Source organism: Pseudomonas sihuiensis (assembly GCF_900106015.1).
GTDB classification, from domain to species: domain Bacteria; phylum Pseudomonadota; class Gammaproteobacteria; order Pseudomonadales; family Pseudomonadaceae; genus Aquipseudomonas; species Aquipseudomonas sihuiensis.
On record NZ_LT629797.1, the window covers coordinates 5,208,826 to 5,229,084 of the forward strand.

17 protein-coding genes and 3 pseudogenes are annotated in these 20,259 nt (G+C 62.5%); 10 read left to right on the forward strand and 10 right to left on the reverse strand.

The features are described 5' to 3' along the window. The first annotated feature begins 9 nt into the window (after positions 1 to 9). From BLT86_RS24310 to BLT86_RS24320, 3 genes and pseudogenes are all read left to right on the forward strand, one after another. Positions 10 to 642, forward strand: a complete 633-nt coding sequence (locus BLT86_RS24310; protein WP_092380103.1) for a glutathione S-transferase family protein — start codon at positions 10 to 12, stop codon at positions 640 to 642. Further along, the gene (locus tag BLT86_RS24315) at positions 639 to 1,589 is read left to right on the forward strand and encodes a Nudix family hydrolase (RefSeq protein WP_092380104.1); all 951 of its coding nucleotides are present in this window, start codon (positions 639 to 641) and stop codon (positions 1,587 to 1,589) included. Before BLT86_RS24310 ends, BLT86_RS24315 begins: the two co-directional genes overlap by 4 nt. A 69-nt stretch (positions 1,590 to 1,658) precedes the next feature. Then, positions 1,659 to 2,147: pseudogene (locus BLT86_RS24320) on the forward strand (REP-associated tyrosine transposase). Between the two features lie 104 nt (positions 2,148 to 2,251). On the opposite strand, the gene BLT86_RS24325 reads toward BLT86_RS24320, so the two are convergent. The 4 genes and pseudogenes from BLT86_RS24325 to BLT86_RS24340 all read right to left on the reverse strand — a co-directional run. Continuing rightward, entirely contained in the window at positions 2,252 to 2,827 is a 576-nt protein-coding gene (locus BLT86_RS24325) for a cob(I)yrinic acid a,c-diamide adenosyltransferase (RefSeq protein WP_003459361.1), read from the reverse strand. A 3-nt stretch (positions 2,828 to 2,830) separates the two neighbouring features. Continuing rightward, positions 2,831 to 4,849 carry an ATP-binding protein gene (locus tag BLT86_RS24330; protein WP_090336934.1) on the reverse strand — a complete coding sequence of 673 codons (2,019 nt, stop codon included), beginning with the start codon at positions 4,847 to 4,849 and terminating at the stop codon, positions 2,831 to 2,833. Between the two features lie 125 nt (positions 4,850 to 4,974). Further along, on the reverse strand, positions 4,975 to 5,886 hold the full coding sequence (locus tag BLT86_RS24335; protein ID WP_092380106.1) for a putative 2-dehydropantoate 2-reductase: 912 nt from the start codon (positions 5,884 to 5,886) through the stop codon (positions 4,975 to 4,977). Further along, positions 5,883 to 6,848 (reverse strand): annotated as a pseudogene (locus BLT86_RS24340) (response regulator); the annotation flags it as partial. The pseudogene BLT86_RS24340 and the gene BLT86_RS24335, both read right to left, overlap by 4 nt. A gap of 135 nt (positions 6,849 to 6,983) precedes the next feature. Between BLT86_RS24340 and BLT86_RS24345 the strand changes: the two are divergent. Further along, the gene (locus BLT86_RS24345) at positions 6,984 to 7,463 is read left to right on the forward strand and encodes a YajQ family cyclic di-GMP-binding protein (protein ID WP_092380111.1); all 480 of its coding nucleotides are present in this window, start codon (positions 6,984 to 6,986) and stop codon (positions 7,461 to 7,463) included. A 103-nt stretch (positions 7,464 to 7,566) separates the two neighbouring features. After that, positions 7,567 to 8,394: a mechanosensitive ion channel family protein gene (locus tag BLT86_RS24350; protein WP_092380113.1), complete on the forward strand. Its 828-nt coding sequence runs from the start codon at positions 7,567 to 7,569 to the stop codon at positions 8,392 to 8,394. Positions 8,395 to 8,445: 51 nt separating this feature from the next. Here BLT86_RS24350 and BLT86_RS24355 read toward each other — a convergent pair whose 3' ends face one another. Both BLT86_RS24355 and BLT86_RS24360 read right to left on the reverse strand, forming a co-directional pair. Beyond that, positions 8,446 to 10,242: an AmpG family muropeptide MFS transporter gene (locus tag BLT86_RS24355; protein ID WP_090336941.1), complete on the reverse strand. Its 1,797-nt coding sequence runs from the start codon at positions 10,240 to 10,242 to the stop codon at positions 8,446 to 8,448. A gap of 43 nt (positions 10,243 to 10,285) precedes the next feature. Continuing rightward, the gene (locus BLT86_RS24360) at positions 10,286 to 10,660 is read right to left on the reverse strand and encodes an MGMT family protein (protein WP_090336942.1); all 375 of its coding nucleotides are present in this window, start codon (positions 10,658 to 10,660) and stop codon (positions 10,286 to 10,288) included. Positions 10,661 to 10,676: 16 nt separating this feature from the next. Here BLT86_RS24360 and BLT86_RS24365 point away from each other — a divergent pair. Together BLT86_RS24365 and BLT86_RS24370 are read left to right on the forward strand one after the other, a co-directional pair. Continuing rightward, positions 10,677 to 11,668, forward strand: a pseudogene (locus BLT86_RS24365) (DUF481 domain-containing protein). A gap of 161 nt (positions 11,669 to 11,829) precedes the next feature. Continuing rightward, positions 11,830 to 12,843, forward strand: a complete 1,014-nt coding sequence (locus tag BLT86_RS24370) for a DUF481 domain-containing protein (RefSeq protein WP_090336945.1) — start codon at positions 11,830 to 11,832, stop codon at positions 12,841 to 12,843. Positions 12,844 to 13,062: 219 nt separating this feature from the next. Here the strand turns inward: BLT86_RS24370 and BLT86_RS24375 are convergent, their stop codons facing one another. Next, on the reverse strand, positions 13,063 to 14,325 hold the full coding sequence (locus BLT86_RS24375; RefSeq protein WP_092380115.1) for a uracil-xanthine permease family protein: 1,263 nt from the start codon (positions 14,323 to 14,325) through the stop codon (positions 13,063 to 13,065). Position 14,326: 1 nt separating this feature from the next. After that, on the reverse strand, positions 14,327 to 14,965 hold the full coding sequence (gene upp, locus BLT86_RS24380; protein WP_003459386.1) for a uracil phosphoribosyltransferase: 639 nt from the start codon (positions 14,963 to 14,965) through the stop codon (positions 14,327 to 14,329). Between the two features lie 239 nt (positions 14,966 to 15,204). On the opposite strand from upp, the gene BLT86_RS24385 reads away from it, so the two are divergent. Then, positions 15,205 to 15,762, forward strand: coding sequence for a hypoxanthine-guanine phosphoribosyltransferase (locus tag BLT86_RS24385; protein ID WP_092380116.1), 558 nt, complete (start codon positions 15,205 to 15,207; stop codon positions 15,760 to 15,762). Positions 15,763 to 15,903: 141 nt separating this feature from the next. Here the strand turns inward: BLT86_RS24385 and dauA are convergent, their stop codons facing one another. Further along, positions 15,904 to 17,631, reverse strand: coding sequence for a C4-dicarboxylic acid transporter DauA (gene dauA / locus BLT86_RS24390; RefSeq protein ID WP_092380118.1), 1,728 nt, complete (start codon positions 17,629 to 17,631; stop codon positions 15,904 to 15,906). Positions 17,632 to 17,803: 172 nt separating this feature from the next. On the opposite strand from dauA, the gene BLT86_RS24395 reads away from it, so the two are divergent. Next, on the forward strand, positions 17,804 to 18,091 hold the full coding sequence (locus BLT86_RS24395; RefSeq protein WP_092380120.1) for a PA4642 family protein: 288 nt from the start codon (positions 17,804 to 17,806) through the stop codon (positions 18,089 to 18,091). Positions 18,092 to 18,223: 132 nt separating this feature from the next. Here BLT86_RS24395 and rpsT read toward each other — a convergent pair whose 3' ends face one another. Next, positions 18,224 to 18,502: a 30S ribosomal protein S20 gene (gene rpsT / locus BLT86_RS24400; RefSeq protein ID WP_003243036.1), complete on the reverse strand. Its 279-nt coding sequence runs from the start codon at positions 18,500 to 18,502 to the stop codon at positions 18,224 to 18,226. A gap of 191 nt (positions 18,503 to 18,693) precedes the next feature. Between rpsT and murJ the strand changes: the two genes are divergently transcribed. After that, complete coding sequence (murJ, locus tag BLT86_RS24405; RefSeq protein WP_092380122.1) at positions 18,694 to 20,235, forward strand: murein biosynthesis integral membrane protein MurJ; 1,542 nt, start codon at positions 18,694 to 18,696, stop codon at positions 20,233 to 20,235. Positions 20,236 to 20,259: the final 24 nt, after the last annotated feature.

Below are 20,259 nucleotides of genomic sequence, written 5' to 3' on the forward strand. Positions count from 1 at the left end.
ACACGCAAGATGGCACTGCAACTGGTGATTGGCGACAAGAACTATTCCTCCTGGTCTCTGCGTGCGGCGCTGGCGGTCGATCTGGCCGGTGCCGACTGCGAAGAGCTGCGGGTGCGTTTGTTTCAGCCAGACAGTCGCGCACAACTGTTGCGCTATTCGCCCACCGGCAAGGTGCCGGTTCTGCTGACCGAGCAGGGTGCGGTGTGGGACTCCCTCGCGATTGCCGAGTACCTGGCCGAGTGCTATCCAGAATCGCAGCTGTGGCCGCAGGAGCAGCAGGCTCGCGCGCTGGCGCGCAGTATCTGTGCGGAGATGCACAGCGGCTTCACGGCGCTGCGCAGTCATCTGCCGATGGACCTGGCGCGGGACAAGGCGCTGGCCGAACTGCCTGACGAGGCGCAGGCCGATATCGATCGCATCTGCGCGATCTGGGCTGGCTGCCGTGAGCGTTACGCCAGTACCGGCAACTATCTGTTCGGCCAGGCCAGCATCGCCGATGCCTTCTACGCGCCGGTCGCCGCGCGACTGCGCAGCTATCGTGTGGCGCTACCGACAGCGGCAGCGGCCTATGTCGAAACCATCTATCGTTGGCCGGCGTTCCAACGCTGGTATCAGGCAGCATTGCAGGAGGTGAAGGAGTGAAGCGTATTCATGTCGCCGCAGCGGTGATTCGGGGTGTCGATGGACGCATCCTGATTGCCAAGCGCCCGCAGGATAAGCACCAGGGTGGTCTGTGGGAGTTTCCCGGCGGCAAGGTGGAAGAGGGCGAGGCAGTGCGCGTCGCCCTCGACCGTGAGTTGCAGGAGGAGCTTGGCATCCGTCCGCAAGCGGCGCGTGCGCTGATTCAGATTCGCCACGATTACCCGGACAAGCAGGTGTTGCTGGACGTCTGGGAAGTCTCGACCTTCAGCGGTGAGCCGCATGGCGCAGAAGGCCAGCCGCTAGCCTGGGTCAGCGAGCGGCAACTGCTGGAGTACGAGTTTCCCGCTGCCAACAAACCCATCGTCGCCGCCGCGAGGTTGCCTGATCGTTATCTGATCACCCCGGACGGCCTGGAACCGAGCGAGCTGCTGGCCGGCATCCGCAGTGCCCTGGCGCAGGGTGTCCGGTTGATCCAGCTGCGTGCGCCGAACATGTTCGATCCGCAGTATCGGGACCTGGCAGTCGACGTGCAGGGCCTGTGCGCCGGCAAGGCGCAACTGATGCTCAAGGGACCGCTGGAGTGGCTGGGCGACTTTCCGGCGGCAGGCTGGCACCTGACTGCCGAGCAGCTGCGCAAGCATGCCACTGGCGGCCGACCTTTCCCTGAGCATCGCTGGCTGGCAGCGTCCTGCCACAGTGCCGAAGAGCTGGCGTTGGCAGCGCAGATGGGTGTGGATTTCGTCACCCTGTCGCCAGTGCAGGCGACCGCAACGCATCCCGAAGCACTGCCGCTGGGTTGGGAGGCAGCAAGCGAGATGCTGATCCATTTCAACCTGCCGGCTTACCTGTTGGGCGGTGTCGGCCCGGCCGATATCGAACGCGCCTGGCAGGTTGGCGCCCAGGGCGTGGCCGGTATCCGCGCGTTCTGGCCGGACAGCGCCTTGTAGGAGCGAGCTCTGCTCGCGAACATCGGCGAGTCTAAGAAGCTTCGCGAGCAGAGCTCGCTCCTACAGTCTATACCTGAGGTTGCATGCAGGCAGGAGGCAAGGAATGCCCATTACCATACGTCTCATCTGCGCAGCGGTCGCTTTTCTGAATCTGGCCGCATTTATTCGATTACAGCCGTTACCCACTGTAGACAACCTTGATTTCACGACTTTTTTGTGGGACGGCTGCTGATCGACGAATTACGTCTTGCTGAGGAGCAAGACCTCGCCACCTCATTGTGCTGGGTTGTGATGCCGGATCACTTTCACTGGTTGCTTCAACTGGGGCAGTGCGACTTGGAGAAGCTGTTGCAGCAGGTTAAGTCGCGCAGCGCCAAGGCAATCAATCAGCGCTTGCAACGCAGCGGTAAGGTCTGGCAGTCCGGCTACCATGACCGGGCTTTACGCCGGGAGGATGATGTACGTGACATCGCTCGTTATATCATCGCCAACCCGCTGCGGAGCGGCCTGGTAACGCAACTGGCCAATTATCCCTTGTGGGACGCCGTATTTCTGTAGGAGCGAGCTCTGCTCGCGAACATCGGCGAGTCTAAGAAGCTTTGCGAGCAGAGAACTAGGCGTCCCCCTCGCTCCTACCCTCCGTCTACATGTGAGGTCGCGAGCTACGGTTTGTCTGCCGCCTTCCACAGCACCTCGGCAATGCCCTGGCGCTTGGCGATCAGGCGGGCCGCGACGAACAGTAGGTCGGAGAGGCGGTTGACGTAGGCCAGGCCCTCACCGCGTAGCGGTTCCACGGCGTTGAGGTGCTGGCAGCGGCGCTCGCTGCTGCGCGCGAGGCTGCGGCACACGTGGGCTTGGGCGATCAGCCTGGAGCCGCCAGGCAGGATGAAGTTTTCCAGTGGCCCGACCTCTTCGTTCCAGTTGTCGATGGCCGTCTCCAGGCGCTGCACTTCTACCTGCTGCAAGGCCTGGTACTCGGGCATTGCCAGTTCGCCCCCGAGATCGAACAGACGGTGCTGGCAGGGGCTCAGCACCTCGCTGATCTCCTTGAGTGCCGGCCAGGTCGTGGCGGCATCATCCAGTTCGGCAAGCAGCAGGCCGAGCTGGCTGTTGAGCGTGTCCAACTCGCCTATGGCTTCGATGCGTGGGTGGTCTTTGCCGACCCGGCGGCCGTCGGCCAACCCGGTTTCGCCTTTGTCGCCAGTGCGGGTGTAGATCTTCGAGAGGCGAAAGCCCATGTCTCAGAGTCCTGTGTGATCGGGCAGCGAGGCCAGCGGCAGGCGCAGGGTGAAACAGGTGCCCTGGCCGGGCGTCGAGTGCACTTCCATCTGCCCTTTATGATTGTTGGTGATGATGAAGTAGGAGACCGCCAGGCCGAGTCCGGTGCCCTGACCCACCTCCTTGGTGGTGAAGAAGGGTTCGAAGATGCGTTTGCGCACCGCCTCGCTCATGCCGGTGCCGTTGTCTTCCACCTGGACCTCCGCCCAACTACCGGCCTGTCGAGTGCGCAGGATGATGCGGCCGGGCTCGGTATCCTCGTCGCGCTGGTGAATGGCCTGGGCAGCGTTCTTCAGCAGGTTGAGCAGCACCTGCTCCAGTTCGTTGGCGGTGCCGGCTACCGGGCCCAGTAGCGGATCGAACTGGTGCACGATCTCCAGGGTCTTGAAGTCGAAACTGTCGGTCAGGTCGAAGTCGTTACCGGCGATCTCCAGGGCTTGGTCGATCAGCGCCGGCAGATCGCAGGGCGATAGCTGGCGGTCGCTGCGGCGGCTGAAGCTGAGCATGTGGCTGACGATCTTGGCGGCGCGCTGGCCGGCCTGCTGGATGCCGTCGAGCAGGCGCGGTACCTCACGGGCCTCCATATAGTGCTCAATGGCAGGCAGGCTGACGCCGGCCTGCTCGGCCTGTTCGACATTCTTTTCCAGACCCGGCGACAGGCGCCGGCGGATGTTCTGCACGTTATGCAGAATGGCGCCGAGCGGGTTGTTGATTTCGTGTGCCATGCCCGCCGCCAGGCCGCCGACGGAGAGCATCTTCTCCGACTGCACCATCATTTCCTCCAGGGCCAGGCGCTGGGTGATGTCGTCGATACGGATCACCACGCCCCGTCCGGCGCTGCCCATCAGCGGGTAGAAGGTCAGGGCGTAGTGGTGGGGCTCTTCATCCTTGTGCCAGGTGACACGCTCGATCTTCTCCACACGATGTTGCTCGGCGGTGCGTTTGAGCTGCGCAAGAAAGGGTTTGAGTGGCGGGAAGGCGAGAAACACCGGCTGGTTCAGCGCTTCTTCCAGGCGCGTACCGGACAGGGCGCTGGCTTCCTGATTCCACTGCGTCACGTAGAGCTGTTCGTCGAGGGCGATCAGCGCCGAAGGCATGGAGTCGATGATGCTGTTGAGGTAGTTCTGAAAGCCGGTGAGTTTCTTCTCGATCTTGCTGCGCACCTGCACCTCCAATTCCAGCTTGCGGTTGGAGTGGCGGGTTTCCTCGGCCAGGCTCTGCGCCTGATCGAAGGCCTGCTGGGCGTCGTCGCGGGCACGCTTGAGCTGCTGCTCGCGGGCCTCCATGCGCATCAGCATGGTATTGAACGCATCGGCCAGGCTGCCGATCTCGTCCTGATTGCCGCGATTGGCGCGCAGCGCATAGTTCTCTTCGCGGGTGACCTGGCGTGATAGTTCTTCCAGGCGGCGAATGGGTTTGGTCACCAGGCGTTTGATCTGCCTGGCCACCAGCATCCACAGCAGCACGCTGAACGCCAGAATCACCAGGCTCGCGGTCAGGGTGCCGGTATAGAAGGCACCAGGCAATTCGCTGGAAGCCACCAGCAGCAGGGCGCCGGGGCGACCGCTGGGGTGCGGCAGGTCGACCAGCAGGTTGGTGCGAAAGGCCGTTTCGCGCCAGTTCTGCAGATGGCTCAGTTGCTGCGGTAGCTGCAGTTTTTCGCCGCGTTGCAGTTGTGCCAGGCTGTTGCCATTGCTGTCGTAGATAACCGCTGCACGCAGGGGCGCGTAATCGTCCAGGCGTTTGAGCAGGGCTTCGGCCGAGGCGGACGAGTGCAAGGCTTCCTTGCTCAGCGTCGGGCTGGCGATAAGCCGGCCGAGGGTGTGCAGGGCCTGTGGCGCCATGCTCTCCTGGGTGATCCAGTAGGCTGCACTGATGAAAGCCAGATTGGCCACCAGCATCACGGCGGCGAGCAACACCAGCAGTGCGGCGAGCAGTTTGCGGCCCACTGGCAGGTTTTCGAGGCGCTGACGCAGTCTCATGAGGGTATCGTTGTGACGAGTGAGGACGGCAGGTTAGCGCGGCTGTCAGGCCATTGCCTACTGCCAGTGTAGGGCGGGTGCAACCCGCCAAGCTGCGAGTGATGGGTTGCACCCGCCCTGCGTACTCAAGCGAGAGGCAAACCCCGTTCACGCAGGTGGCTCAGCAGGCGCTGTTGCAGATGCTGCAGGTGCGGCACATGCAGTTGATGACGCTGTGCGGCGGCGCAGGCATAGCCAAGCAGGTAGCTGATCTCGGTACGACGTCCCTGCGCTACGTCCTGGTGCATGGACGAGTAGTTAGCCGCGGTGGCGAGAATCACGCGCTGGACTTCCTCATGCAGATTCTCCGCCGCCGCTGGTTGGCCGCAGCGCTGTAGCAGTTCGCCGAGCTCGGCGCACAGGGTGGCAACTTCGGCCGGATGTTCGCTCAGGCCTCCATTGCGGCAGTCGTGTAATACGCTGAGCGGGTTGATTGCGCAGTTCAGCGCCAGCTTGCGCCACAGGCGCGTGAGGATATCCGGGCTCCACTGGTGAGCGATGCCCGCGTGCTGCAGCTCGTCCAGCCAGGCTGGCGGCTGGGGATCGTTCGGGTCGCCCAGCCAGTTGTAGCCGTTGCCGGCGAACACCACCTGAAAGTCGGCAGGGCGAAAGGCCCCTTCAGTACTAGAGACGAACAGGCAACGCTGTCTGGGTAGGCGTTGGGCTACTTCATCCTGGCTGCCCAGGCCGTTCTGTAACAGCAGCAGTTCGGCGCCCGGCGCCAGACGCTCGGCGATGGTCGCCACCGCGCTTTGCGCGTCATAGGCCTTGCAAGCCAGCAGCAGGCGATGGATGGGGGCGTCGGCTTGTGGCAACTCTGCGGCAATGGCGTACTGCTGGGCCTGGCCTGCTTCGATCAGAGTCAGGCCGCCAGCCTGCTGGTAGGCCGCGAGGCGTTGCCGGTTGCGCAGAATCAGCCTGACCGACAGGCCGGCACGGGCCAGACGTGTGGCCCAAAGGCTGCCGAGGCTACCGGCGCCGAGGATGTGCCAGGTCACGGCAGAGGCAGGCGCATGGCAGCGACCCGGCCGCTGACATAAGACTCTGGCAGCAGATTTTGCGCATGCTGAATCAGTTGTTCTGGGGTGGTGGGCAGCGCCTTGGCGTCCAGGCCGACCAGGCTGATGCCGGCTTTCAGCGTAATGAACCCTTCGCTGGTCTTGAAGGCCTTGAAGTTGAGCCCTTCGTGCAGGCGCTTGAAGCTGCTAGGCGAGCACTCGTGCAGGTCTTCGAGCAGAGTGATCAGGCCGAAGTGGTTGTCATCCAGGCGGGTCAGCACGTCCAGTGGTCTGACGAGCTGTTGCAGGCGTCGTGCGACGCCATGTAGCAGCTCGTTGAAGAAACGGTCGCCGTATTGGCTGCGCAACTGACTGGCGTCCTGCAAGCCGATCAGCAGGTAGCACACGGCACCGCCGCGCGATTCGATCTGACGCAGGCTGTCGGTGAGCTTCTGCTGCAGATAGCGCGGGTTGCCCAGACCGGTGAGCGGATCGACCAGGTTACGCCGCTCCAGGCTGGCGATGTTATGCGTGAGCATGCGGTTTTCGTGTAGCAGGCGCTGCAAGGTGTTGCACAGGCGATCAGCGGCGTACACACGGGGCACCAGTTGCTCGTTCATCGCCGCCTTGCTGATGAAGTCATCTACGCCGCGGTCGAAGGCTTCGCTCAAAACGTTTTCGCCTTCCTTGCCGGTCAGCAGGATGATGTAGGTGTAGTGATCGGCGGTTTCGTCCAGTTGACGCACCCTGGCGGTCAGCTCCAGGCCGTCGATCTCGGGCATCAGCCAGTCGGCCAGCAGCACGCTGGCAGGGCGCTGCTCGAGCAACTGCAAGGCTTCGCTGGCGCTGCTGGCGAAGCGCACATCCTGATAGCCGGCCTGGCTCAGTGCACGGCCGATCATGGCGCTGGAGAACTTGGCGTCATCCACCACCAGGATGCTGAGATGGGGGTTGGGCATGTGGCTGGCTCGCAGACAGAGAGGAAGGACGCCAAACGGCGCGTATCAGTCTGGATATAATGGGCTCGCCATAGTTATCGTCAAGTCAGGCGCGTTCACTCCGTGAAGAGGATCGCGCCGTCCATCAGGAGCCCACTCATGCCTTCGTTCGACATCGTGTCTGAACTGGACAAACACGAACTGACCAATGCGGTCGACAATGCCATCAAGGAGCTCGACCGTCGGTTCGACCTGCGTGGCAAATGCAGCATCGAGAGCAAGGACAAGGCGCTGACCTTGACCGCTGAGGCCGAGTTCATGCTCGAGCAGATGCTCGATATCGTGCGCAGCAGCCTGGTCAAACGCAAGATCGACTGCCAATGCCTGGAAACCAAGGAGCCCTATGCCTCGGGCAAGGTGATGAAGCAGGAAGTCACCTTCCGCGAGGGCATCGACAAGGAGCTGGCGAAGAAGATCGTCGCTCACATCAAGGACGCCAAGCTCAAGGTGCAGGCCGCCATCCAGGGTGAGCAGGTACGCGTTACCGGCAAGAAGCGTGACGACCTGCAGGAAGCAATCGCCCTGCTGCTGGGTCACGAGTTCGGCATGCCGCTGCAGTACAACAACTTCCGCGATTGAACCTTTGTGATGCTGAGTCGTCGCAGGCTAGGCAGATAGCATTCTGACCGCCATGGCTTGCCATGGCGGTTTCGTTTCATGTACGGGAAAACAGGAGCACCCTATGGAGATGAACGTCGAGGAACTGGTGAAGATGTCCGAGGCCTGGCTGCCGGTGGTGTTGGAGTACAGCGGCAAGCTGACCCTGGCAGTGATCACTCTGCTGATCGGCTGGTGGCTGATCAGCCGGCTGACGTCGAGCATCGAGAGCATGCTCGCAGCGCGTAAGGTGGACCGCGCGTTGAGCAGCTTCATTGGCAGCCTGGTCAGCATCGTGCTGCGTATTCTGCTGCTGATCAGCGTGGCTTCGATGATCGGTGTGGAGACCACTTCGTTCATCGCCATGATCGGTGCCGCGGGTCTGGCCATCGGCCTGGCGTTGCAGGGCAGCCTGGCCAACTTCGCCGGTGGCGTGCTGATCATGCTGTTCCGTCCGTTCCGGGCTGGTGATTGGATCGAGGCACAGGGTGTCTCCGGTAGCGTCGACAGCATCCAGATCTTCCATACCACGCTGAAGACCGGCGATAACAAGGTCGTCATCGTGCCCAATGGCAGCCTGTCCAACGGCCACATCACCAACTACTCGCGTGAGCCGCGTCGGCGCGCCGACATCAATATCGGCATCGACTACTCCAGCGATATCAAAAAAGCGCGCGAGGTGCTGCTGGAAATCGCCCAGGACCCGCGTGTACATGTCGATCCTGCGCCGGTTGTGTTCGTGACCGGGCTGGGTGACAGTGCGGTGAACATCTCGCTGCGCGTATGGGTGGCGACTGGTGATTTCTGGCCGGTGACCTTCGAGTTCACCGAACTGGCCAAGGAGCGTCTGACCGAGGCGGGTATTGGTATTCCGTTCCCGCAGCGGGTGGTGCATCTGGCCAAGGCTGATTGACACTCACCACAAAAAAGCCCCGGTCGATCCGGGGCTTTTTTCTGCCTGGTGTCAGGCTTGCTCGACAGCAGACGGTGTCGTCTCAGGCCGCGCTTGGCGTTTGTCGCGGCGCCACTGAATGATGATAAGCAGCAGTGTCGGTATCCCCATCAGCGCCGTGGCGAGGAAGAAGTGGGCGTAGCCGAGGCTTTCCACCATCACGCCGGAATAACCACCGATCAGGCGCGGCAGCAGCAGCATGATGGAGCTGAGCAGGGCGTACTGGGTGGCCGAGAATTTCAGGTTGGTCAGGCTCGACAGGTAGGCGACGAACGCCGAGGTGGCCAGGCCGGCGCTGAAGTTGTCGCAACTGATGGTGACGATCAGCATGTTCAGGTGTGGGCCCATGCCCACCAGCAGCATGAACATCAGGTTGGTGGCCGCCGATGCGGTGGCACCGATCAGCAGAATCGGCATGATGCCGAAACGCACGATCAGCAGCCCGCCGACCCCGGCGCCGAGCAGGGTCATCACCAGGCCGAAAATCTTGCTGACACTGGCGATCTGCTCCTTGGTGAAGCCCTGGTCGATATAGAAGACGTTGGCCATCACCCCCATTACGGTGTCGGACAGGCGATAGGTGGCAATCAGGCTCAGCAAGAGCAGCGCCTGCCAGCGATAGCGCACGATGAAGTCGTTGATCGGCGTCAGCACCGGGGCCATGCCGCCCCAGAACAGGCTGGAGATGGACAGGCCGGTGAGCAGGGTATAGAGCAGTGCACGCAGGAAGGCGCGGTCGTAGTAGAGCAGCTCCTGCAGGCTTATCTGGCCCTGGAACACCAGCATCAGGTCACTTTCGTAGAACTGGGTGACCATGGCCGGGATGGCGATCAGCAGGATGATCAGCAGCAGCACGGACAGCAGCTGATGGAAGAATCCATACCTTGCCGCTGCCGTTTTCAGCACCGGCGCCAGCCCACCCCAGAACAGCCCGGAGGCGCACACGCAGGCCAGGGTGCTGTAGAGCAGCGCACGCAGGAAGGCGCGGTCGTTGTAGAGCAGCTCCTGCATGCTGACGTCGCCGAGCAGCATTGGCATCAGATCGCTCTGATAGAACTGGATGAACATGGTCGGCACGGCGATGATCAGCACGATCACCGCGCTGATCGCCAGCAGTTGGTGGAAAAAGCCATGCTTGGGTGGCGCGACATTGATGTGCGGAGGTGCTGGCGGCTCGCGCATCCAGATGGAGGTGAGCAAGCCAGGCAGCATCAGCAGGGCGAAGACCATGTAGGTGCCGGTCCAGGCGCTGAACTGGTAGTCCTTGGCGGTCGAGCCGAAGCCTTCGGCGAAATACAGCGCGCCGGCGGTGGCCAGCAGCGCGGCGACGCGGTAGCCGGTCATGTAGGCGGCGGCCAGCGCAGCCTGATGCTCATCGCCGAGGATTTCCAGACGGTAGGCATCGACGGCGATGTCCTGGGTGGCCGAAGCGAAGGCGACCAGCACGGCCAGGGCGATCAGCGTCGAGAGGTGCGTTTGCGGGTCGTAATGCGCCATGCCGATCAGGCCGATGGCAACCAGGCCCTGTGACAGCACCAGCCAGGAGCGGCGCCGGCCAAGCTTGCCCAACACTGGCAGGCGCCACTGGTCGAGCATCGGGGCCCAGACCCATTTGAAGGCATACGCCAGGCCGATGAGGCTGGCAAAACCGATGGTCTCGCGTGCTACGCCGGCTTCGCGCAGCCAGACCGACAGGGTCGAGAACACCAGCATGTAGGGCAGGCCGGCGGCGAAGCCCAGAAGCAGCAGCGCCAGTGTGGCGGGGTTGGCGTAGGTGGCGAGGGCTTCTCGCCAGGATTTGCGTGGCATCAGGCTCGAATTTGGGCTGGAGGGGTGGTTCGTAGGGCGCACTCTAACTGCTGTGCTCCATCGGGCGCCAGCCGTGACGACGCATATCCACACGTTCGTTCAGGATGCTGATGCCCTCCGCCCGCAGGCGCGCCCGTTGTTCGGCGCCCGCCGGGCTGCCAGCGCTCAGGCTGAGACGGCCGCCTGCGGCAATGACGCGATGCCAGGGCAGGGTGGTGCCATCGGGGAGTTGGCCCAGGGTACGACCGACCCAGCGTGCGGCGCGGCCCAGGCCGGCCAACTGCGCCAGCTCGCCGTAATTGACGACCTTACCGGCCGGCACCTGTGCCAATACCAGGTACAGCGCTTCGCGGCGTGCCTCTGCGCTTGCCGGTGGCGAGGCCGGCCATGCAGACTCTGCGGGTTTAATCCTGCCCATGGGGTGCGTCCTTATCATGCGTGTACTGATTGCCTGGTGTCTTTCAATCCTGGCTGCACCGCTTTGGGCCGATACCGTCTGGTTGAACAACGGCGATCGTCTGAGCGGTGAGATCATCCTGCTCGATGGCGGCAAGCTGGCGCTCAAGACCCGATATGCCGGCCAGGTGCTGATCGACTGGAAGGATATCGATACCCTCAGCTCCGACAAGCCCCTGCTGGTGCGGCGCAGCGGTTTCGACAACGAGCGCAGCGAAAGGTTGGCCGCCGCCGGCGCGGGCATGGTTCGCGTGCAGGGTGAGCGCGAGTACACCTTGCCGCTGGCGCAGATCAAGCGCCTGGTGCCGCCACGGCCGTTGCTGGAGGATCGTCTCTGGGAGGGCAACCTTGATGCCAAACTGGACATGAAGCGCAACGAGAACGATGTCGACGAGTGGAAGCTCAAGGGCAATACCCGCGTCGAGCATGGTCGTTGGCGCCATCTGCTCAGCGGCGAACTGGAGCGTGAAATTAAGAATGATCGCAAGGTCGAAGACAACTGGGAGCTGGAATACGACCTCGACCGCTTTCTGACCGAGCATTGGTTCTGGCGTGCGGGCGTGCAGCAGGGCGAGGATGAATTCGAGATCGTCGACCGTCAGCGTATCGTCGGCACCGGCCCCGGTTATCGCTTCTGGGATGACGAACTGGGTCGCTTCGACCTGATCGGGCAGTTCAATCGCGTGCGTCTGGAGTCGGATGTTGCTGATCTGGCGTTCAATACCACTTCGCTGGAGCTGGATTACAAGCGCCTGCTGTGGGGTACGCGGCTGGAGTTCTATGCCAATGCCCAGTTGCAGATCCCGCATATCGAAGAAATCGACTACGTGCTCGATAGCGAATTCGGCCTGCGCTACCGCCTCAACCAGTGGCGCGGCTGTTGCTGCTGTATGAGCTCAATCAGCTGGCGGCCCAGGGTCAGAGGGTTTCTGACCGACATTACCTGATCGGTGTCGGCATCGGTTGGTGAGCCTGCAAGGCCAATCATGCAGCAGGCAGCAGCGTCCTGCGCAGGGTTGGCCGACCAAATACGCTGAACTCTACGGCAGGCTGTCGGTCAGCTCTTGCTCAAGTGTCGGGCTTGCGGATAATGCCCGGCTTTTTCGCCCATCAGAGCCTTACTGACCTGCCATGTCGCGTCCATCATCCTTCTCGCTGCTTGGTCTGAGCCTTGCCCTGCTCAGCTCCGCCACTTTTGCCGACACCGTCTGGCTGACCAACGGTGACCGCCTGACCGGCACCATTCGTTTCTTCGACGGCAGCAAACTGCTGCTGGAAACCGACTACGGCGGCTCCATCCCGCTGAGCTGGAAGAAAATCGCCACCCTGCAAAGCGACCATGAGCTGCTGGTCAAACTTGGCCCTGTGGATGGCGAGCGTGCCAAATCGCTGCTGGCCGCCGAGCCGGGCAAGGTGACACTGGCCAATGGTGACTCGCCGAAAACCATCGAGCTGGCGCAGATCGAACAGATCATGAAGCCCAAGCCGCTGGTCGAGGACTTCACCTGGAAGGGCAATGTCGACCTCGGTCTGGACTACAAGCGCGGTGAGCGCGACTCCGACGACTACGATGTCGGCATCAAGACCCAGGCCCGTCATGGCCTGTGGCGGCATAACGCGCTGGCCGATTACAACCGCGAGCTGAAAAACGACGTCGTCAGCACCGACAACTGGAACGCCGAATATGCCCTTGACCGTTTCCTCACGGAGAAATGGTTCTGGCAGGGGCGCTTCGAGTACAAGCGCGACCGTATCGAAGAAGTCGAGCGTCAGCGCACCCTGGGTACCGGTCCGGGTTACCAGTTCTGGGATGACGAGCTGGGGGCGTTCTCCCTCGCCACCCTGGCCAACCGCAGTGACTACCTGTATAGCAACGGTGAACAGGACCGTTTCTATGCCATGAGCGTGAAGTGGGACTACAACCGCTATCTGATCGGCAAGACCGTCGAGCTGTTCAGCGTCGGTGAAGTGGTGCGCCCGCTCAGCAGCGCCGCCGACTATAGCCTGGATGCCGAGATCGGCCTGCGCTACAAGGTCACCGACTGGGCGTCGTTGAACATGAAGGCCGAGAAGGACATGGTCAGCGGTGCCGAAGGGGATCTGGATGAAACCCGCTACACCCTTGGCTTTGGTGTCGGCTGGTAACGTTCGCCAGCGTCAAGAAAAAGCCCGCGAATCAATCGCGGGCTTTTTCTTGGGCGAGAGAATCAGGCCTCTTGCCCAATGCCGATCAGATAAGCTTGCCAAAGCGGTCTTTCGTAGGAGCCCCGCCCCGGGGCGAAGCTTTTCAATCGCGTATCGCCCTGGTTCGCGGCGGGGCGCCGCTCCTACCCATTGGCAGCGTCGACGCTTAACTGACAGACATTAGGCCTCTTGCCCGTCCTTTTTCTTCCAGCCGGCGCCGCCTGGCAGTACCAGGTTGAGCAGCAGGGCGCTGATGGCGCACAGGGAAATACCCGACAGGGCAAATTCCTTGCCGCCAATCACCATGCCGCCGATGCCGAATACCAGGGTCACCGAGACGATGATCAGGTTGCGCGCTTCGGACAGGTCGACCTGGTGACGAATCAGTGTGTTGAGGCCGACCACGGCGATCGAGCCGAACAGCAGGCACAGAATACCGCCCATTACCGGTACCGGAATGCTCTGCAGGGCCACGCCGAACTTGCCGATGAAGGCCAGGGCGATGGCGAAAACTGCAGCCCAGGTCATGATCTTCGGGTTGTAGCTCTTGGTCAGCATCACTGCGCCGGTGACTTCGGCGTAGGTGGTGTTGGGCGGGCCACCGAACAGGCCGGCTGCCGAGGTGGCGAGGCCGTCACCGAGCAGGGTGCGGTGCAGGCCTGGCTTCTTGACGAAGTTCTTGCCGGTGACGTTGCCGATCGCCACCACACCGCCGATATGCTCGATGGCTGGCGCCAGGGCGACCGGCACCATGTACAGAATGGCGCCCCAGTGCAGTTCCGGGGTGACGAAGTTGGGTACGGCGAGCCAGGCTGCCTGATCGACGGCGCTGGTGTCGATCACCCCGAGCACCGCGGCGATGGCGCAGCCAACGGCGATGCCGGCGAGGATCGGCACCAGGCGGAAGATGCCGCGGCCCAGCACTGCCACCAGCAGGGTGGTGATCAGCGCCGGCATCGAAATCATCATCGCCGTGCTGTACGGCACCAGTTCGACGCTGCCATCACCGGCCTTGCCCATGGCCATGTTCACCGCCACCGGTGACAGCGCCAGGCCGATGGAGATGATCACCGGGGCGATCACCACCGGTGGCAGCAGGCGGTCGATGAAGCTCGGACCGCGCAGTTTGACCAGCGCCGAGAGCAGGACGTAGACCAGGCCGGCGGCGATCACTCCACCCATCACTGCCGGCAGGCCGAACTCGCCCTTGGCTGCCAGAATCGGCGCGATGAAGGCGAAACTCGAAGCCAGGAACACCGGCACCTGGCGTTTGGTCACCAGTTGGAACAGCAGGGTGCCGATGCCGGCGGTGAACAGCGCGACGTTGGGGTCCATGCCAGTGATCAGCGGCATCAGCACCAGGGCGCCGAAGGCCACGAACAGCATCTGCGCGCCGGAAATGCCCTGGCGCCAGAGCGGATCGTTGAATTCCGTTTGCGACATGTCAGGCGTCCTTCTGCTTGGTGCCGAAGATCTTGTCACCGGCATCGCCCAGGCCTGGGATGATGTAACCATGCTCGTTCAGGCGCTGATCGATGGAGGCGGTGAAGATGGTCACGTCCGGGTGCGCCTGCTCGACCGCCTGAATGCCCTCGGGGGCAGCAACCAGGACCATGGCGCGGATGTCCTTGCAGCCAGCTTTCTTCAGCAGGTCGATGGTGGCGACCATCGAGCCGCCGGTGGCCAGCATCGGGTCGATGATCAGCGCCAGGCGCGAGTCGATTTCCGGCGCGAGCTTTTCCAGGTAGGTATGCGCTTCCAGGGTTTCCTCATTGCGTGCCACGCCCACGGCGCTGACCTTGGCACCGGGAATCAGGCTGAGCACGCCGTCGAGCATGCCGATGCCGGCGCGCAGGATCGGAACCACGGTGATTTTCTTGCCGGCGATCTTCTCGACCTGCACGGTGCCCGCCCAGCCTTCGATGTCGTAGGCTTCCAGCGGCAGGTCGTTGGTGGCTTCATAAGTCAGCAGGGCGCCCACTTCCTGGGCCAGCTCACGGAAATTCTTGGTGCTGATATCGGCGCGGCGCATCAGGCCGATCTTGTGACGGATCAGCGGGTGGCGAATCTCGCGAGTGGGCATGGGCTGGGATCTCCAACGGGGCTCTGGGAAAAATCGCGTTAGATTAAAGCATTGCTCATGCCAAGTGGTGGGTGACTGATGAGTCACGCCACCCCGCGCCGTGCATCGGCTACGCTGGTCAGTCGATACTTGGCAAGCGTTGCCAGGGTCTGTACCTTTGCCCGCTTTTATTTGACGGTTCGATCAGCTTTCAGGCTGTTCGCCGCCATTCATCAGTCCGATCAAGAGAGAGTCCCATCATGTCCGCCGATCTCGCGCACATTCGCCAAATCATGGCGGAAGCCGACTGCCTGTTCACCGAAGCTGAGGTGGAAGCGGCCATCGACAAGGTCGCCAGCCAGATCAACGCCGAGCTGGCTGAGCGCAACCCGGTGGTGTTCTGCGTGATGAATGGCGGCCTGATCTTCTCCGGCAAGCTGCTGACCAAACTGAATTTCCCGTTGGAAGCGTCTTACCTGCACGCCACCCGTTATCGCAACGAAACCAGCGGTGGCGAGCTGTTCTGGAAGGCCAAGCCGGAAGTCTCGTTCATCGACCGTGATGTGCTGATCATCGATGACATCCTCGACGAAGGGCACACCCTGGGCGCGATCATCGATTTCTGCCGCCATGCCGGCGCGCGCGCCGTGCACACCGCAGTGCTGATCGACAAGGAACACGAGCGCAAGGCGCGTCCTGATCTGAAGGCCAACTATGTCGGCTTGCAGTGCATCGACCGTTACATCTTCGGTTACGGCATGGACTACAAGGGCTACTGGCGCAATGCCGCAGGCATTTTCGCGGTCAAGGGGCTGTAAGCCGGATACCAGATTCACGCACCTGCTGTTCGTAGGAGCCCCGCCTCGGGGCGAAGCTTTTCGAGCGGGTGTCGCCCAGCTTCGCGGCGGGGCGCCGCTCCTACAGATCGCCATCGGGCGCGAAGCCCGGATGAAATCCGGTCACGGCTTCAGGTTCTCTCCCAGCCAGCGCAACGCCTTTTCCCGTGCTTGCGGCAGGTCCTGCACATAGGCCAGCTGGCCCTCGCGGCGTTGCATGCCGGCGCGACGCAGTTGTAAGCGCACCTGCGCCGTCGGCCCGCTGAGGATCAGTGCCACACCCTGCTGGCGGTAGTCGCGCAGCACGTTGTCCAGCGCGGCAATGGCCGTCATGTCCAGCAGTGGCACGGCGCTGATGTCGACGATGACTATCTTCACCCCCGGCGTGAAACGCCGCAGCACGCTCAACGCCTTTTCTGCCGCGCCGAAGAACAGCGGGCCGCGAATGGCGTAAGCCAACACGTGCTCGGGCAGATCCAGCAAGGCCTGACGTTGTTGTCGGCTCAGTGCCGCGGTATCGGTCAGCTCGCTCATGCGCTTGATGAACAGCCCAGCCGCCAGCAGCAGGCCGACGCCGACGGCCAGCACCATGTCGAACAGCACCGTCAGCACCAGGCAGGTCAGCAGCACCAGCACATCGCTGCGCGGGGCAATGCGCAGGGTGTGGGCGACGTGGTGGGGCTCGCTCATGTTCAACGCGACCATCAGCAGCAGCGCTGCCAGGGCGGCCATGGGCAGATAGCTGAATAGCGGCGCCAGCAACAGAATTGCCGCTAGCACCACGCCCGCGTGAATCAATGCTGCCAGCGGTGAAAAGGCGCCGGCGCGGACGTTGGCGGCGGTGCGGGCGATGGCAGCGGTAGCGGTGATGCCGCCAAAGAACGGCGCGGCCAGGTTGCCGAGGCCCTGGCCGATCAGTTCGGCATTAGGGTCATGCTTGCTGCCGGTCATGCCGTCGGCCACTACCGCGCACAGCAGTGACTCGATGGCGCCGAGCATGGCGATAGCGAATGCCGGCGCCAGCAGTTGGCGGATCAGTTCGAATGAAAGCACCAGTGGCTGGCCGTCGGCACCCGGCAGGTTCCAGGGTAACGCCAGGTCCGGCAGGAAAGGTGGGATGCCGGGATATTCGACGCCGTCGAGCTGATAGCTGAAGCGCTCGCCCAATGTCGCCACGGGCAGCCCCAGGCGCTCCAGGGCCAGGGCCAGCAACGCGCCAATCGCCAGGGCGACCAGGTGTGCAGGAATCTTCGGTACCAGGCGGGGCCAGATCAGCAGTGTCGCCAGGCACGCGGCGCCCACCAGGCTGTCGCCGAGTTGCAGGCTGGGTAGGGCACGGATCAGCAGATTTACCTGCTCCAGAAGATGCTGGGGTGTGCCGGCCAGGTGCAGGCCGAACAGGTCCTTGACCTGCAGAACGGCAATGACGATGCCGATGCCGGCGGTAAAGCCCAATGTTACCGGATAAGGCACGAATTCGATCAGGCGTCCGGCGCGTAGCAGCCCCAGAGTGATCAGGATCACGCCAGCCATCAGCGTACACAGCAGCAAGCCGCCGAGACCGTACTGCTGGGTGATAGGCAGCAGGATCACCACGAAGGCGGCGGTGGGGCCGGAAATATTGAAACGCGAGCCGCCGCACAGGGCGATCAGCGGTGCGGCGATCAGCACGGTATAGAGGCCATGCTGCGGCGCCACGCCCACGGCGATGGCCAGTGCCATGGCCAATGGAATGGCAATGATGCCCACCGTCAGCCCGGCGCTCAGGTCGCCGCGCAGGGCCTTCCAGGAGTAGCCCGCGCGCAGGGTCTGGCGCCAGGCGGCGAACAGCGGCAACGATAGACGTGACATGCTGGCTCCCTAATGGCTTGGCGCATTATAGGAGCCAGTTCGTCGGGCGCGGCATGACCTAGGTCGGCTATTGTGTCGATTGATCGCGTGTTAGCCTGCTCGGCTGCGCGTTGAGCCGCGCGCGGCTCGGCGGTACACTGCCGGCCCTCTGTAATGCTGGCGGGAGCGGGCGATGCGTAAAGACAAGAAGCAGGTGATTGGCGAAGAAATCAGCGACGACTCGATCAAGCTGTTCCTTGCGGTGGAACCAGCGGACGCCACGCCGCCTTCGCTGCACAAGCTGGTCAAGGCTTATCGCGGTCTGCGTATCGATGACTTCGAGCGTTTCGTGGGTTTCTTCGTCGCTGAAGGCTACGATCTCTCGGCCACCGATGCACAGGGCAATGATTTCATCGCGCTGATTCAGGATCAGCGCAATGCCGAGCCTTACATCGAAGTGATCAAGGCTGCTCGCGGCTGATCTTTGCTGTTTTCGAGAAATGCCCGCATTCCGCAAGGAGGCGGGCATTTTCATGGCTGCACGGCTGCGGACTTGAATTTAGGGCAATAAAAAACCGGCCTCTAGGACCGGTTTTTCAAGAACCTGTCGCGATTAAGCGGCAGCAGCTTCGCCCAGCGCCTTGATGTGCGCATTCAGGCGGCTCTTGTGACGAGCGGCTTTGTTCTTGTGGATGATGCCTTTGTCAGCCATGCGGTCGATGACCGGAACGGCTGCAGTGTAAGCGGTTTTGGCAAGCTCGAGATCCTTGGCAGCAATAGCCTTGACCACGTTCTTGATGTAGGTACGAACCATCGAGCGCAGGCTGGCGTTATGGCTACGGCGCTTCTCAGCCTGTTTGGCGCGTTTTTTGGCAGAAGGTGAGTTGGCCACCGTCAAGCTCCTCGAAAACTGGGGGGTTACGACAAATAAGGCCGCGAATCATGCCGATCCATCTGCCTGCTGTCAAGTCTGATGACGTTTTCCTGTGCTGGCCTGACCAGTGGTGGCTCGCTACACTCGACGCCTTCGTTGGGCGGCGGATTGTCCGCTACTGCACCTCTTAATGGAAGCCGAAATACCCCATGAATCTGCTCAAGTCCCTGGCTGCCGTCAGTTCACTGACCATGGTTTCGCGCGTGCTGGGGTTCGTGCGCGACACCATCATCGCCCGCACCTTCGGGGCCGGAGTGGCGTCGGACGCCTTCGTGGTGGCCTTCAAGCTGCCCAACCTGCTGCGCCGTATTTTTGCCGAAGGGGCGTTCTCCCAGGCCTTCGTACCGATTCTGGCCGAGTACAAGATGCAGCAGGGCGAGGAGGCTACGCGCACCTTCATTGCCTATGTCTCGGGTTTGCTGACTCTGGTGCTGGCGCTGGTCACGGCCATTGGCGTGCTGGCCGCGCCCTGGATCGTCTGGGCCACGGCGCCGGGTTTTGCCGATGAGGCCGAGCGCTTCGAGCTGACGGTCGATCTGCTGCGGGTGACCTTTCCTTATATATTGCTGATCTCCCTGTCATCGCTGGCGGGTGCCATCCTCAACACCTGGAATCGTTTTTCGGTGCCGGCGTTCGTGCCGACGCTGCTCAACGTCAGCATGATCGTCTTCGCGCTGTTTCTGACGCCCTATTTCGACCCGCCGATCATGGCGCTGGGCTGGGCGGTGCTGGTCGGCGGTCTGGCTCAACTGCTCTGGCAACTGCCGCACCTTAAAAAGATCGGCATGCTGGTGCTGCCGCGTGTGAGTTTCGGTGATCTGGGCGTCTGGCGCGTGCTCAAACAGATGGGGCCGGCGATCTTCGGCGTCTCGGTGAGCCAGATTTCGCTGATCATCAACACCATCTTCGCCTCTTTCCTGGTGGCCGGCTCGGTGTCCTGGATGTATTACGCCGATCGCCTGATGGAGCTGCCCTCGGGTGTGCTGGGCGTGGCGCTGGGCACCATCCTGCTACCCGCACTCTCCAAGACCTATGCCAGCAAGAATCGCGACGAGTACCGCCGCCTGCTCGATTGGGGGCTACGTCTGTGCTTTCTGCTGGTGCTGCCCTGCACCCTGGCGCTGGCGATTCTCGCCGAGCCGCTGGTGGTGTCGCTGTTCCAGTACGGCAAGTTCGGTGCAGAGGACGCGCTGATGACCCAGCGCGCGTTGGTGGCTTACTCGATCGGTCTGCTGGCATTGATTCTGATCAAGATTCTAGCGCCAGGCTTTTATGCCCAGCAGAACATCAAGACGCCGGTGCGCATTGCCATCATCAGCCTACTGGCCACCCAGGTGATGAATGCGCTGTTCGTGTTTGGCCTGGAGATGGCGCACGTCGGCCTGGCGCTGGCGATCAGCCTGGCTGCCTGCCTGAATGCCGGCCTGTTGTACTGGCAACTGCGCCGTGCCGATATCTTCCAGCCGCTGCCGGGCTGGGGACTGTTCCTGCTCAAGCTGGTGGTGGCGGTGGCGGTGATGGTCGCTGTGCTGCTGGGGCTGCTGCAGGTCATGCCTGCCTGGGCAGAAGGGGAGATGCTCGTGCGCCTGTTGCGTCTCTGTGCGCTGGTGGCCGCTGGGCTGATTGCCTACTTCGGCATGCTGCTCATATTGGGCTTCCGTCCGCGTGATTTTGCCCGGCGGGCGTTGTAGCGGTTTCACCCATCGCGATGCCTG

Bases quoted from the DNA above. Each gene is read 5' to 3' on its own strand.
- BLT86_RS24355 (WP_090336941.1), bottom strand. From the start codon at position 10,242: ATGCCACGCAAATCCTGGCGAGAAGCCCTCGCCACCTACGCCAACCCC.
- dauA (WP_092380118.1), bottom strand. From the start codon at position 17,631: ATGTCACGTCTATCGTTGCCGCTGTTCGCCGCCTGGCGCCAGACCCTG.
- BLT86_RS24350 (WP_092380113.1), top strand. From the start codon at position 7,567: ATGGAGATGAACGTCGAGGAACTGGTGAAGATGTCCGAGGCCTGGCTG.
- BLT86_RS24370 (WP_090336945.1), top strand. From the start codon at position 11,830: ATGTCGCGTCCATCATCCTTCTCGCTGCTTGGTCTGAGCCTTGCCCTG.
- murJ (WP_092380122.1), top strand. From the start codon at position 18,694: ATGAATCTGCTCAAGTCCCTGGCTGCCGTCAGTTCACTGACCATGGTT.
- BLT86_RS24385 (WP_092380116.1), top strand. From the start codon at position 15,205: ATGTCCGCCGATCTCGCGCACATTCGCCAAATCATGGCGGAAGCCGAC.
- BLT86_RS24330 (WP_090336934.1), bottom strand. From the start codon at position 4,849: ATGAGACTGCGTCAGCGCCTCGAAAACCTGCCAGTGGGCCGCAAACTG.
- BLT86_RS24375 (WP_092380115.1), bottom strand. From the start codon at position 14,325: ATGTCGCAAACGGAATTCAACGATCCGCTCTGGCGCCAGGGCATTTCC.
- upp (WP_003459386.1), bottom strand. From the start codon at position 14,965: ATGCCCACTCGCGAGATTCGCCACCCGCTGATCCGTCACAAGATCGGC.
- BLT86_RS24310 (WP_092380103.1), top strand. From the start codon at position 10: ATGGCACTGCAACTGGTGATTGGCGACAAGAACTATTCCTCCTGGTCT.
- BLT86_RS24360 (WP_090336942.1), bottom strand. From the start codon at position 10,660: ATGGGCAGGATTAAACCCGCAGAGTCTGCATGGCCGGCCTCGCCACCG.
- BLT86_RS24325 (WP_003459361.1), bottom strand. From the start codon at position 2,827: ATGGGCTTTCGCCTCTCGAAGATCTACACCCGCACTGGCGACAAAGGC.
- BLT86_RS24345 (WP_092380111.1), top strand. From the start codon at position 6,984: ATGCCTTCGTTCGACATCGTGTCTGAACTGGACAAACACGAACTGACC.
- BLT86_RS24395 (WP_092380120.1), top strand. From the start codon at position 17,804: ATGCGTAAAGACAAGAAGCAGGTGATTGGCGAAGAAATCAGCGACGAC.